Here is a 13,858-nt window from a genome sequence, read left to right as displayed (position 1 = left end):
AACGAAGGCGGAAACCCGTGGGGGCGTGAGGAATTTACCGGGCGATTGCTCACCTTTAGGGGCAACTGCGCCGCCGGCGTTTACCCCCGGTTCCTTACTCCCTCGTCCGATGAAACACCGCTTTACCCGCCTTCTTGCCTGGCTGTACGCGTGCCTGATGCTCGCCTCTGGAGCGCACAGTCAGACCCTTACGCCCGCGCTGCAAAGCCGCCTCCAGGCCGTACTGGATAGTTTTCAACACCACTACGTCGGCGGAATGGCCGTGGCGCTTCAGACCAGCGACGGCACCCGGTGGCACGGCGAAACGGGCTACGCGGCGCGGAACGTCGACGCACAGAACAACCTGTTGCCGGGCGGCACGCCCTTCACCGTCGATACCCTGTCGCACCTCTACAGCATCACCAAAACCTTTACGGCCACCCTGATTCTCGAACTGGCCGAAGAAGGCAAATTCAGTCTGGACGATTCGGCCGGCACGTACCTGGACCTGCGGGCGATCAACGACCAATTGAGCGGTGCGGTGACCCTCCGGCAACTCCTGGCGCACCGTTCGGGCTTTTCCGACTACGTGGCCGAAACCAACTTTCAGGTGGCAATCGCGGCGCAGCCGAGCCGTTTCTGGCAACCTGAAGAGGCACTGACCTACGCGAAGAAAACGTACGAAGTCGGTGTGCGCTACCTCTATTCCAGCACCAACTACACGATTCTGGGCCTGATTGCCGAGCAAGTCACCGGCCAGTCTGCCGCCGACTTGTACCGCTCGCGCTACTTCGAACCCCTCGGGCTGGTGCATACGTACTACGCTACGACCGAAGCCATCGGCGGGCGGGGCTACCTGGCGGCACCGCACGACAACCTCAGCCCGCTCAATCTGGTGTTCCGGTACACCCAACAGCCTACCTATCCCGACACCATTACCAACATTTCGCGCCTGCCGTTCACAGGCGTGGTCTCGGCGGCTTACATGGCGGGCGGAATCGTGTCGAGTGTCGACGATCTGCTGACCTGGGGGGCAAGCCTTTACAGCGGACAGGTCACGTCGCGGGCGGTGCTGGATACCATGTTGCAGTCCATTCCCATTGCCGACTCGGCCGATGCGGTGGGGCGTCGCATGGGCTACGGCATCATCAGCGACGAGCGGATCAACCGGGGAAATGCCTATTTCGTGGGGCACGGCGGCACCTCACCGGGCTACCGGGCCCTTTTGCAGTACGCCCCGGCAGAGCAACTGACGATGGCGGTGCTGGCGAACGACGGCGGGGTCGATGCCTTTGCCGTGGGCCGTCGCCTGTACGAAGTGCTTTACGGTGTGCCCACGGCTGCTGAGGAGCTACGTGCCGACCTCGGGCAACTCACGGCCGTGCCGAATCCGGCGACCGATCAACTCCGCTTTTCTTTTACCCTGCCGCACCGCATGCCGGTTTCGCTGGTGTTGTACGACGCCCGGGGCGCGCAGGTCAGGGTGCTTTACGAGGGAGAAACACAGGCGGCGCAGGTGCAGCTTGCAGTACAGGCGCTGCCCGCGGGCATTTACGTCAGTCGGCTACAGACACCGGAGGGCGGGCTGATGCGGCGGGTCGTGGTGCAGTAGTCGCAGTGGCCGCCAGCAAGCCCAGCATCAACAGTACACATGTACGGCGCAGAAGCATACGAAACGCGTTAGATAACAGAGGTTCAGCGAATCCCTGAACATACAGAATTCTGACGTTTGTCGAAGCAGAGGCCCCCGTTGCCCGAACCTGCACCCCGGCTTGTGCGTACCCTTAGAGGCAGACCGTGTAGCATCTGCACATTCATTCACTTAAACCAACTGCATTCCATGGGATTATTCAGCTTCATTAAAGACGCCGGAGAGAAGATTTTCGGCTCGAAAGAAAAAGAAGAAGCCAAAGCCAAACTCGAGGCCGAAGCCAAAGAAGCCAACGAAAACGCCGTCAAGGCGCAGGTCGCCGCCAACTACGTCCGGAAATTCGGGCTGGAAGTCAACGGACTGGCCATCACGGTCGATGGCGAAAAAGCCACTGTAAAAGGCGAGGCCAAAGATCAGGCCACGAAAGAGCGGGTAGTGCTGGCCGTCGGCAACCTGGACGGCATTGCCCAGGTCGATGACCAAATGACCGTGGCGACTCCGCCCGAACCGGAAGCGCAGTTCTATACCGTCGAAAAGGGCGACACGCTGAGCAAAATTGCCAAGCAATACTACGGCAACGCCAATGCCTACATGAAGATTTTCGATGCCAACAAACCCATGTTGAAAGACCCCGATAAGATCTATCCCGGACAAAAACTCCGTATTCCGGCGGCGCAGTAAGGCCTAGGCGGCCACCCGGCGCATACGCAATAAGGCATGTGCCGGGTGGCCGATTTTTCGCCGTGGCTGCGGTTTCCGGAAATGCAGCCCTCGCAGGTAATCATGTCCATTGCGTGGTGTGCCCGGGCACCGGTGCGTCTGCACCGTTGCATTCGTGGTCGGGCGGTCGCCTTGAGTATGCACGGCGTTGCTGGCCTTCTGTTTTCCCGTAGCGTCGTGGTGGGAAAACCGGGATGATAACATAGCTCTGTCATCGAAACGTATCGAGTTTTCCACAAATCGGTAAGAATGCTGGGAGATCCGACCAACTCTTTTAAAATTTTGTTTGGTCTAAGTAAATTTTTGCGAAAATATATTTTAATATTCTCGCTTGGGATGTAGCTTCACCACGAACCTGCATCGACGCTGCCACCCGCCACCCTAGTTCTTCGATCTTATCATCTCAACATGTTACAAGAAGCCAATCTAGATGTTGCCTTTGCTAACTACCCGCAGGTCAATGGGCAGTTGGACGAAGTTTTTTCGCCGGACCGGAAAATCAAAAAGCACTACGAGCGGGTGTTTAACCACCTGTCGCAGTTCTCGTTACAGGAATTTCGTGATCTGAACGAATACGCCAAAAAGTCGTCGTTCGATCAGGGCATTACCTTCAACGTCTATTCCGACAAGGCACAAGGCGTGGAGCGGATTTTTCCGTTCGATCTGTTTCCGCGCGTCATTCCGGCGAAAGAGTGGGAGCACATCGAAAAGGGGTTGATTCAACGGAACCGGGCATTGAACCTGTTTTTGCAGGACATTTACAACGAAAAGAAAATTCTGAAGGACGACATCGTTCCGAAAGAACTCATCTTTTCTTCGAAGAACTACTCCAAAGAGATGGTCGATTTCGTGCCCTACGGCGGCGTGTACGCGCACATTTCGGGGACGGACGTGATTCGGCACAGCGACGGCGAGTACTACGTGCTGGAGGATAACATTCGCGTGCCGTCGGGGGTGAGCTACGTGCTGTCGAACCGCATGGCGACCAAGCGCATCCTGTCGAACCTGTTTTTCGAAAGCGCCGTGCAACCGGTGGTCGACTATTCGGAGGCCCTCTCGCAGGTGCTGAAGAGTGTCGCGCCGCAGGGGGTGGAAGAGCCCGTCTGCGTGGTGCTGACGCCGGGCGTGTATAACTCGGCGTATTACGAACACTCGCTGCTGGCCATGCTGATGGGCATGCAACTGGTAGAAGGGCGCGACCTGTTTGTGGACAAGAACTTCGTCTATATGAAGACGATCCACGGGCCGCAGAAGGTCGACGTGATTTACCGCCGCATCGACGACGTCTTTATCGATCCGCTGGTGTTCCGCCCCGATTCCGTGCTGGGCATTCCCGGCCTGATGGCGGCTTACCGCGAAGGCAACGTGGTGCTGGCCAACGCACCGGGCACGGGCGTCGCCGACGACAAAGCGGTCTACACCTACGTCCCCGAAATTATCCGCTACTACCTGGCCGAAGAGCCGATCCTGAAAAACGTGACGACCTACCGTTGCGACCGGGAGGACGACTTTAAGTACGTGATGGAAAACCTGGACAAGTTGGTGGTGAAACCGGTGGACGAGTCGGGCGGGTACGGTATCTTTATCGGCTCCCGGGCACCGGCCGAAGAACGCGAGAAATTCCGGGAGATCGTTAAGGCTCAGCGGCGTAAGTACATCGCGCAGCCGGTCATGTCGCTGTCGACCCACGCTACCTTCATCGAGGAGAGCGGTGGGTTCGAGCCGCGCCACATCGACCTGCGCACGTTTTCGCTGACGGGCCTCAACAAAGAGTACGTTTGCAAAGGCGGCCTGACGCGCGTAGCCTTGCGGCGGGGCGAATTGGTGGTCAACTCCTCGCAGGGCGGCGGCTCCAAAGACACCTGGGTGTTGCAGGACTAAGAAGCTGAAGGAGGGAGCGGCGTCGCGCGGGAGATAACCTTGGAAGGCGCCCGTGCACTCTTGAATGGGGCAGAGGGGCGTTTTCCGCGCGCTGTACGCGCATCCTGCCCCGGCGGGAAGTTCGACGTGAACGCTACGGCCCTTGTGGAGAAGTCGGAATGCTTCCCTTAAAAAGGACCTGATGCACCGTACAACCCTGCAACCGGACAACGCAATCGCTCCTGAACTCCTAACTTGCAACACAATGTTTTCGCCAATAACCGCTTTCAACGCTTAACTTTCCCAACCTGCAACTGCCAACCCAATCACTTCCCATTACGTTAACGCATGCTTGCACGAACCGCAAATAGCCTCTTCTGGATGGGGCGCTATGTAGAAAGAATTGAACACCTGTCTCGCTATATCAACGCACAGTACCTTTCTTCGTCCGATACGCCCGGCTCTCCGGATAAATCGCTCATGCTGGAGTCCATGCTGTACATGGCCTACGCGACCGCGAGTTTCAATGCGTACAGCGACACGCGTTCGGCCGACCGGGTCATTTTCTTCCTGACGCTGGAGCCGAATAACCCGGCCTCCATTCTCAACTACGTGGGGGCGGTGCGCGAAAACGCACGGGGCGTACGCGACCACATCACGACCGAGTTGTGGGAGAGCGTCAACCGCTATTACCACGACGTCAATACGTACACAAAAGAGCGCATTTCGCGGAAAGGGCCGTACGAATTCTGCAAAAGCACGATGGACACGACCATGCTGATCAAAGGCGTGGCCGACAGTACGCTGCTGCGCAACGAAGTGTGGTCGATGTTCCGGGCGGGGACCCACCTGGAGCGGGCGTTGCAGATCACCCAGATTTTACGCTCGAAACTGAACGACGCCAGCAAAACGCAGGGCACCATTGCCGAGTCGATGAACGGGCAGCACTGGACGGCCCTGTTGCGCAGCGCGGGGAGCCTGGACATGAGCCGCCACTATTACGGCACCACGCCCAACCAGGAAAAAGCCTACGACTTTCTGGTGCTGAACCGCAAATCGCCCAAGTCGGTGCTCTACAACCTGGAGCGGATTCGCTTCGACCTGGAAATCATCAGCGGCAACCGGCCCATCGTGCCCGAGTCGGTGGAATTTAGTGCCGGGAAGCTGGCCTCTAAAATCAGCTTTCTGACGGTGAAAGAGATTCTGAATGAAGGCTCCTCTTTTTTCGATCATCTTATCGATGAGCTGGTCGCAATCGGAGCACAACTTGAACAACAATACCTGACTTTTTAATGGTCACTTACCACATCAGTTACGAGGCCGAAAACCACTACGACCAGGTGGTGCAAGAGGCATTATTTTCTTTTCTAGTCATTCCCTGTTACGACATTACGCAGCAGGTGGTCGCCGAGCGAATCGAGAACTCGCTGGACATTCCGATGTACCGCAGCAAAAATGTGTTTGGTTTCGAAACCCTCAATTGCCGGGTGGCGCAGCCTTTCTCCGATTTCAAACTTCAGGTGACCTGCACGGTGTCGAAAGACGAGAAGCGCATCGTCCTGACGGGCGAGGAGAGCCTGCCGCTCGAAGAAGAACGGAAGATCTGGCAGTCGAGCGACTTTGTGGTCGACCATTACCTCTACATTCACCAGTCGGACCTGACGCACCTGGCGGCCGATCAAATTCCCCCGTCGTTTCTGTACCAGGGCCACCAGGGCCTGTTCGAGTTTGCCACCGCGCTGAATCAGGGCGTCTACGGCATGATGGAGTACGCCCCCGGGGCCACTACCGCGCAGACCAAAGCCACCGATCTGCTGACGCAGCCCACGGGCGTCTGTCAGGACTACGCGCACCTGATGCTGGGCCTGTTGCGCCACAATCAGATTCCGTGCCGGTACGTGTCGGGGTACCTGAATCAGGGGCAGGATTTTCTGGGCTCGGCCCAGATGCACGCCTGGGTAGAAGTGCGCATTCCGAAACTGGGGTGGGTGGGCTTCGATCCGACCAACAACCGCATGGCCGACGAGAACCACATCAAAGTGGCCGACGGCATCGACTACAGCGATTGCAGTCCCCTCCGCGGCTACATCAAACCGCCGGGCTCCAACAAAACCGAACACACCGTGCAGGTCGTCGTGCAGCAGTAACGCCGGGGCGGGGCGGTAGCCAATCCGCGCGCACGACGTCGGATTTTTCACAACTCTTTGGGTACGAAAGGAGTATACCTTAACAGAGGCGGCGCTGGTCGTGGCCTCGTATACTTTTTTGTCAATACAACCCTACGTACCATGTCACTGGAAAGAACCACACGCAATAATCCGTCGGAACCTGGCAAAGCCAACCCTTCGGATGCCGGAAAGTCGAAAGCTTCGGTGAAAGAGGCGCCCGATCAGCAGGAGCTGGAGCGGGAAGAAGAGATTCGCGAGAAGTTTATGGACGATCGCGGGGAGGTTGTGCCAGACGCCAAGCGGGGCAGCAATCCCAATCGCAATACCGACAAGCCTGATCTGAACAAACCGGCTTACAACTAACGAAGGGAAGCGGCACCGCCCCACGGCGTGTCTTTTCTCGAAAGCTTACTCCGGCCGCCGAACAGGCCAGGCCGGTTTTCAAGAGCGCGTCATGCGCTCTTTTTTTGTCTAATTTGCGCGCGTTTATGAATTCATTCGCGTTGATTACCGGGGCCAGCCACGGCATTGGCCTGGCGATGGCCCACGAATGCGCCCGGCGTGGCCTCCACCTGTTGCTGGTCGCCCTGCCCGGCTCCGAACTCGAAGACGCCACCGCCGAACTACGGGCCGCATTTCCACACCTCACCGTCCACGGTTTCGGCATCGACCTGACCGAGCCCGACGCGCCCAGCCGGGTGCTGGCGTGGTATCGGTCGCTGGACGTGCCGCTGCAAGTGCTGATCAACAACGCGGGCACCGGCACCGGGGGGCGGTTTGAGCGGATCGACTGGAAACGCTACGAAAACATCATGCGGCTGAACAACCAGGCGTTGGTTGGCATGTGCTACCAGTTTCTGCCCGAATTGCAAACGCAGTCGGAAGCTTACCTGCTGAACATGAGCAGCCTGGAAGCCTTTCTGCCGCTGCCGTACAAAGCGGTGTATGCAGGCTCCAAAAACTTCGTTTACGGCTTTACGCTGGCGCTGCGGGAGGAACTGAAAACGAGCTCGGTGAGTGCGACGGTCATCTGCCCGGGATCGGTGCTGACCAACGAAGAGGGGCTGGAGCGCATCAAAGCCCACGGAGCCCACGCCCGCATCATGGTCATGATGCCCGACGAAGTGGCGCGCATCGCCATCCGCGGTCTGTTCAAAAAACGGAGCGTGATTGTGCCGGGCCTGTTGAACCGTTCGTTTGCCCGCCTGGGACGCGTCATGCCGACCTCCACCAAAATGCGCATCCTCGAACGCCTCTTCCGGGTGTATCAGGAACATTGACCCATGCCTCGATATCCTCTTGGGTATCAGGACCGTACAACCAGCCAGAAAAGCGTTTTTCAACCAAACTACTTTTTACAATGGCTACGAACGTGAACAAATCGGCCGTGGCGCACGCCAGGCAGTTGATTCGGCAGGGACAGGTGGAGAAGGGCCATGGCGACTGGAGCGCTCATCAGCCGTCGACCGATCAGGAAAATACGTTCATTGATCGCGAAGGGATGGAGGCGTTCGGAAAATGGTACCTCGGCATCGAGACCGATCAGGCCGACCAGAACAAAGGACATTATAAATTTCCGTACGGTGATTTCAAGCGTGTGCACCGGGGCGGGCTGATTGCGGCCAAGCAACGGGCTGCGCAGAACCATTACGACGACATCGAAAAGGCCGCCGACAAGCTGATCGCACTGATCGGGGAGTGAGGCACCGCCGGGGCGGCCGTTTATGTGCATGAAACACCTCCTGATCGACCTGTACAAAACAAGGGATCTTTATTCCGGACTCGGGCAGTTTTCACTGAATTTTGTGCGTGCCCTGCGTGCTGCCGCCCCGGCCGACCTGCACGTTACCTTACTGGTGCCGCCCGGCTTTCCGCCTGCGGAGGCTGGGCCTTTTGATGTCTTACAGGCCAGCTGGCAGCACCGCTACGTGCCGGCGTGGACGCGTCGCTTCGACGGATGGCACAGCCTGCACCAGTTTCCGTCGCATCGGCCTTCGGGCAAAAGCCGGGCGATGCTGACCGTGCACGATCTTCATTTCCTGCTGGAAAAAACGCCTGCCAAAGCGGCGAAGTACCTGGCGCGACTCCAGCGAAACGTGGACCGGGCCGCGGTAATCACGGCCATTTCCGAGTATACCAAAGGCTTGATGGAGGAGCACCTGCACCTGCGAGGGAAGCCGGTACACACCATCCACAACGGGGTGGAACTGACGGATTATCCCGAAGCAACCCGTCCGTCGTTTGTCGACGACCGGAACTACTTTCTGGCCCTCGGGGTGTTCAAGCCGATGAAAAATTTCCATACGCTGGTGCCGATGATGCAGCATTTTCCGGACCATCGGTTGATTCTGGCGGGGAACCACGCGACCGACTACGGTGCGCAGGTGCGCCGGGAAGTCGAGGCCCTGGGGTTGAGCGACCGGGTGGTGTTGCCGGGCACCGTCAGCGATTCGGAAAAGTATTGGCTCTACACGCACGGCGAGGCGCTGTTGTTTCCCTCCCTGGCCGAAGGATTCGGGCTGCCCGCCATCGAAGCGATGAAAGCCGGCCTGCCGGTATTTCTCAGCCGGGCGACCAGCCTGCCGGAAATCGGTGGGGACGTGGCGTTTTATTTCGAGGCGTGGGAGCCGGAAGCAATGGCGGCCCTGATCCGCGAGAAACTGTCCTCAGTCCGGCACGACCGTGCGGCGTATGCACAACGGCTGCGCGCTCGTGCCGACCGTTTCGGGTGGGAGGCCTGCCTGCACCAGTACCTGGACCTGTACCGCACGGAGCTGTGAGGCCTAGCGTGTTGCGCCGTCCTGCTTTTGCATCCTAGCCAAAAGTTTGGCATTTTTCAGTTTTGTCGAGTGTATGACCGAAGAAGCGAGAATGAAGTTTGCCGAGGAGGCAGGGCTGTTGTTTGAAAACGCAGGACTGACGCGCATGGCCGGGCGCCTGTACGGATACCTGCTGGTGGCCGAACAGGAACAGGTGTCGTTCAACGCACTGATCCAGAAACTTCAGGCCAGCAAAAGCTCCATCAGTCTGAGCACGCGCATGTTGCAACAGGCCATGTTTATCGAAGCGGTTACTCTGCCCGGCGACCGCAAAACCTACTTTCGGGTGCGTAGCAACTTTATGGAGATGTTTCAGAAAAGCGCCGCCGAAACCGCCCGGTTCAAATCCCTGTTCGGCCGTGCCCTGGAACTGCGAGTCGATGCCACCGACGACGTGGGAAAGTACCTGAAAGAGGCCCATCATTTCTACAGTTGGATCGAAAACCAGATGCCCGACCTGATCGAACGGTGGAAGCGGGAACGCGAGCGGCTCTAAAATTTTTTAGTTTCATTGGTTCGATACTTGCGAAACTAAAGAAACTGCCTTACGTTTGTTTCGTCCTCATCGGCTTCCTATCTTGATCCGAACCCGAGGCCGACCTCTGATCCCCACGGCCATGCTGTACCGACGCTGGTTTCTTGTTGCGACTTTCCTGACCGTCTTCGTCTGTTTGGCTCCGCTGCGCGCGCAGGAGGCGAACCGCGCTCCGGATACGCTGTACACGCTCGACGACTGCCTGCGGTACGGACTGGCGCATCAGCCCGCCTTGCAGCAGCAACAGCTTCAACTGGAACGGACGCAGCTGGCCCGCAACCGGGCGCTGGCCCAGTGGCTGCCTGAAGTCGCGGCGAAGGCCTCGGCCGACCATTATTTCAAAATTCCGGTACAGGTATTTCCGGCCGAAGCCTTCGGCGGAGAACCGGGTACGTTCGTCACCATTCCGGTGGGAATTCCCTGGACGGCCAGCGGCGAAATCAACGCGAACCTGAGCCTGTTCAATCCGGCCCACTGGCAGGAAGCCCGCGCACAGGCGCTGGCGTTACAAATCGGCGTCGCTTCGCTCGATTCCGTACGCAGTGGCGTGCTGCGCGCCATCACCGAAGCGTATCGCCTCACGCTGGTACAACGGCAGGAGCGGGCCTTTGCGCGGGAGAACCGCGCGCTCTATGATTCGCTGCGTACCATTGCCGAAAGTCGCTACCAGAACGGGGCCATAGAACAGATGGACCTGAACCGTGTGGTATCGACCGCCCTGACGGCAGAAGATGCCGCCCGGCAAAGCGAACAGGCCTACCGCCGTCAACTGCTGCAACTGAAATTCTGGATGGGGCTGCCGCCCGAAACGCCGCTTGCGTTGGCCGAAACCGAAACGGCCCTTGCGGCAACGACCACGGCGGATTTTCAGGTCACACAACACCCGGCTTACCGTGCGTACGAACGCCAGCTGCAACGCGCCCAGCTGGCACGCCGCCACGCCCAATTGCTGCGCCTGCCGACGCTATCGCTTTATGGCAGCTACCGCCGTCAGACGTTTCGCAACGAATTCGATATTTTCAGCGATGAGGCGCAGTGGTACAACGTGGGGTTGGTGGGCGGTTCGGTGATAGTACCGCTTTTCCAGCGCTGGGAGATCAACCGCAGTGCCGCCGAAGCGCGGGTGGCCCAGCAGCAGGCCCGGCTGGCGTTGCAACAGTTCGAACTGGCGCAGGCGCACCACCACGCTACTCTCCAAACCGCCCTGGCACAGCAGGCGGCCCAGGTGCAAAGCGCGCAAAAGAACCTGACGTTGCTGCAAGAAAACCAGGAGATCGCCCGCTACAAATTTGAAGAAGGGTTTTACAGCACGGCCGATCTGAAAGCTACCCAGCGCGATCTGCTGGAAGCCCAGCGCGCCTACCTGCAAATGCTGGCGGTTTACTACCGCTCCCTGACGGAATGGGAGTACCTGACCGGTCAGTTGACACCTCCGGAAATCCGCTAATGGCCCGACCATGACAAACCGTATGTTTCGTTCTTCGTCCCGCTGGTGGTGGGGCAGCCTGCTGGCACTCGCCGCGTGTCGCAACGGCCAGGAAACGTCCCACCCGGCGTACAAGACCCTCACCGAAGCGGTCTATGCTTCGGCTACGCTCCGGCCGGTCGATGCCTATCAGGTCTATGCCCCCGTCAGTGGCATTCTGGATCGGAAAGAGGTACAGGTGGGCGATACGGTGCGCAGCGGAGAGGTGATGTTCGTGATCCGGAGCGAAGCCTCCGACGTACGGAGTCAACAGGCCAATCTGCAATTGGAAAGCGCACGCCGTGCCGCCACGCCCGGTTCGCCACAACTGACCGAACTGGAACTGGGGGTAGAAAATGCCCGGCAGCGTTACCGTGCCGACTCGTTGCAGTTGGTGCGCCAGCAGAACCTGTGGGACCACAACGCCACTTCGCGGCAAGCCCTGGAGCAGGCGCAACTGGCCGCCCAAACCTCGCAGAATCAGTACCAGGCCGCGGTGCAACGGCTGGAAGCGCAGCGCCGCGACTTGCAGCAACGGGTGCAGGACGCGCAGGCGCACTACCGCCTGACGTCGACCGAGCGGGGCGATGCCCTCGTGACCAGCCGCCTCGACGGACGGGTGTACCGCGTGTTTGTGGAAACCGGCGAACTGGTCGGTCCGCAACAGGCCATCGCGACGGTGGGCGACCGCGAACGGTTCCTCCTGGAAATGCTGGTCGACGAGCGGGACATTTCGCGGGTGCAGGTGGGGCAGCCGGTCCTGTTCACCACCGACATCTACGGCGACTCCGTCTTTCGGGCCGAAGTCACCAAGATTTACCCCGCCCTCAATGCCGAAAGCCGCACCTTTCGGGTCGACGCCGCGTTGCCCGCTGTCGCGGATCAGATCTACGCCGGGGCCTCGGCCGAAGCCAACATCATCATTCAGCAGAAGTCGCGTGCGCTGGTCATTCCCCGGTCGCTTCTGTTGGCGGGCGACAGTGTCCGCGTGGTCCGCGACGGCGAAGAACAAAAGGTGAAAGTGCAGACCGGCATTCAAAATTTGGAGCTGGTGGAAATCACCGCCGGGCTCGATACCACAAGCCAACTGGTGATGCCCAAAGAAGAGTAAGAGAAGGTTGAAAGTCAAAGATTTCAGGTCTCAAATCGCAGATCGCAGGTCCTTTGAATTGTCATCTCGAGTGATAGCGATCGGAGCGGAGATCTTCGGGCTTTTGAGACGAGATTTCTCCCGACGGTCGAAATGACAAGCGCAGAAACATCACCAATCCACTAATCCACCACGTCGCCACATCACCCATGAAAACGCTGTTTCTCATCGCCCGTACTCACCTGCTGTCGCGCCTGAAGCAGACCATCGTGGCCGTACTGGGCGTGACGTTCGGCATCGGGACGTTTATCTTCCTGATTTCGATCACCACGGGGAGCAACGATTTTTTTGTGGACGTGACGCTTAACAACTCGCCGCACATCCACATCTACAACGACATCCAGACGGATCGGGCGTCGGTGCTCGACCTGGCGCAGGAGGGGGAGGCGTATGCCAACGTGGTGCGGCACCAGCGCCCCCGTCAAACGAAGCCGAACCTGAAAGACGGCATGCGGATCGTGGAGCTGCTGCGGCAGGACCCGCGCGTCTACGACGTGGCGCCGCAGGTAAGTTCACAGGTGTTTTTTCAGTACGGACCGGTCAACATCAACGGGACGATTACGGGCGTGGAAGTGGAGGCCGAGAACCGGCTGTTCGACCTGGGCGAAAAGATCGTTGCGGGCGACATGAACGCGCTGCCCGCCGCTTACAACGGGGTGATCATGGGCAGCGGGTTGGCCAAAAAACTGAACGTAGGCGTCGGTGACCGGGTCAACATCACCACCCCGCGGGGCAGTACGCTGCTGCTGACGGTCGTCGCGCTGTTTCGTACGGGCCTGATCGACCTCGACAACCAGCAGAGCTACGCCACCCTGGCCACGGTGCAGAAGATCCTGGAAGAGCCAAACAGCTACATCACCGACATCAAGCTGAAGCTCAACGAGATGGACCGTGCCCGCACCATCGCCACCGAATACGCGCAGCAGTTCGGGTACACGGCCAAAGACTGGCAAACGGCCAACGCAGCGCTGGAAGCCAACCTGCGTGTCAACAACATCATCATTTACGGAGTCGTTGTTGCCATTTTGTTCGTGGCGGGTTTCGGCATCTTCAACATCCTGACGATGATGATTTACGAAAAAATGAAGGACATCGCGATTCTGAAAGCCATGGGTTTCTCGGGCGGCGACATCCGGCGCATTTTCCTGATCGAAGCCGTCAGCATCGGGATTGTCGGAGCCCTCTTCGGGCTGGTCTTCGGGTTTGTGTCGTCGTATGCCATGTCGCTCGTGCCGTTCGAAAACGACATTATGGTGCAAATGGATCACCTGCCCGTCAACTTCAAGCTCTCGTTCTACATCTCCGGGCTGGTTTTCGGCCTCCTCACAACGACCATCGCGGGCTACTCGCCCTCGCGCCGGGCCGCCCGTATCGATCCGGTAGAGATCATTCGAGGATGAGGAAATGGCGATGTAATGGTGTGGTGGATTAGTGGATTGGTGATGTTTCTGTGCTTGCCATCTCGACCATCGGGCTCGGGGTACGGTGCCCCGCTGGGTCTCGCCAGACCG

The 13,858-nt window shown here is 58.8% G+C and carries 13 protein-coding genes; all 13 read left to right on the top strand.

Features of this window, described 5'->3' with window-relative positions; all coding sequences use genetic code 11:
• Positions 1 to 109 precede the first annotated feature (109 nt).
• The 13 genes from BLR44_RS24420 (at position 110) to BLR44_RS24355 (ending at position 13,747) form a co-directional block, all read left to right on the top strand.
• Positions 110 to 1,591 (top strand): serine hydrolase, encoded by a 1,482-nt coding sequence (locus tag BLR44_RS24420; RefSeq protein WP_089687151.1) that lies wholly within the window; start codon positions 110 to 112, stop codon positions 1,589 to 1,591.
• 228 nt (positions 1,592 to 1,819) lie between these two features.
• Entirely contained in the window at positions 1,820 to 2,311 is a 492-nt protein-coding gene (lysM, locus tag BLR44_RS24415) for a peptidoglycan-binding protein LysM (protein WP_089687149.1), read from the top strand.
• 447 nt (positions 2,312 to 2,758) lie between these two features.
• Positions 2,759 to 4,231, top strand: coding sequence for a circularly permuted type 2 ATP-grasp protein (locus BLR44_RS24405; protein WP_089687146.1), 1,473 nt, complete (start codon positions 2,759 to 2,761; stop codon positions 4,229 to 4,231).
• A 327-nt stretch (positions 4,232 to 4,558) separates the two neighbouring features.
• The gene (locus tag BLR44_RS24400) at positions 4,559 to 5,503 is read left to right on the top strand and encodes an alpha-E domain-containing protein (protein WP_089687144.1); all 945 of its coding nucleotides are present in this window, start codon (positions 4,559 to 4,561) and stop codon (positions 5,501 to 5,503) included.
• Positions 5,503 to 6,357, top strand: a complete 855-nt coding sequence (locus BLR44_RS24395) for a transglutaminase-like domain-containing protein (RefSeq protein WP_143017454.1) — start codon at positions 5,503 to 5,505, stop codon at positions 6,355 to 6,357. The genes BLR44_RS24400 and BLR44_RS24395 overlap by 1 nt, the downstream gene beginning before the upstream one ends.
• 141 nt (positions 6,358 to 6,498) lie before the next feature.
• On the top strand, positions 6,499 to 6,741 hold the full coding sequence (locus tag BLR44_RS24390) for a hypothetical protein (protein WP_089687142.1): 243 nt from the start codon (positions 6,499 to 6,501) through the stop codon (positions 6,739 to 6,741).
• A gap of 125 nt (positions 6,742 to 6,866) precedes the next feature.
• Positions 6,867 to 7,658, top strand: a complete 792-nt coding sequence (locus tag BLR44_RS24385) for an SDR family NAD(P)-dependent oxidoreductase (protein ID WP_143017453.1) — start codon at positions 6,867 to 6,869, stop codon at positions 7,656 to 7,658.
• Between the two features lie 80 nt (positions 7,659 to 7,738).
• A complete protein-coding gene (locus BLR44_RS24380) occupies positions 7,739 to 8,080 on the top strand; it encodes a hypothetical protein (RefSeq protein ID WP_089687139.1) in 342 nt (113 codons plus the stop codon).
• A 28-nt stretch (positions 8,081 to 8,108) separates the two neighbouring features.
• Positions 8,109 to 9,158 (top strand): glycosyltransferase family 4 protein, encoded by a 1,050-nt coding sequence (locus tag BLR44_RS24375; protein WP_176956195.1) that lies wholly within the window; start codon positions 8,109 to 8,111, stop codon positions 9,156 to 9,158.
• A gap of 91 nt (positions 9,159 to 9,249) precedes the next feature.
• A complete protein-coding gene (locus BLR44_RS24370; RefSeq protein WP_089687135.1) occupies positions 9,250 to 9,693 on the top strand; it encodes a GbsR/MarR family transcriptional regulator in 444 nt (147 codons plus the stop codon).
• Positions 9,694 to 9,775: 82 nt separating this feature from the next.
• Positions 9,776 to 11,179, top strand: coding sequence for a TolC family protein (locus tag BLR44_RS24365; protein ID WP_143017451.1), 1,404 nt, complete (start codon positions 9,776 to 9,778; stop codon positions 11,177 to 11,179).
• 22 nt (positions 11,180 to 11,201) lie between these two features.
• The gene (locus BLR44_RS24360) at positions 11,202 to 12,308 is read left to right on the top strand and encodes an efflux RND transporter periplasmic adaptor subunit (RefSeq protein WP_176956194.1); all 1,107 of its coding nucleotides are present in this window, start codon (positions 11,202 to 11,204) and stop codon (positions 12,306 to 12,308) included.
• A gap of 188 nt (positions 12,309 to 12,496) precedes the next feature.
• Positions 12,497 to 13,747, top strand: a complete 1,251-nt coding sequence (locus BLR44_RS24355; RefSeq protein WP_089687129.1) for an ABC transporter permease — start codon at positions 12,497 to 12,499, stop codon at positions 13,745 to 13,747.
• Positions 13,748 to 13,858 lie beyond the last annotated feature (111 nt).

This window comes from Catalinimonas alkaloidigena (assembly GCF_900100765.1).
GTDB classification, from domain to species: Bacteria; Bacteroidota; Bacteroidia; order Cytophagales; family Flexibacteraceae; genus Mooreia; species Mooreia alkaloidigena.
The sequence above is the reverse complement of the archived record's forward strand: the minus strand, read 5'-3'. Positions and strand labels throughout refer to the sequence as shown.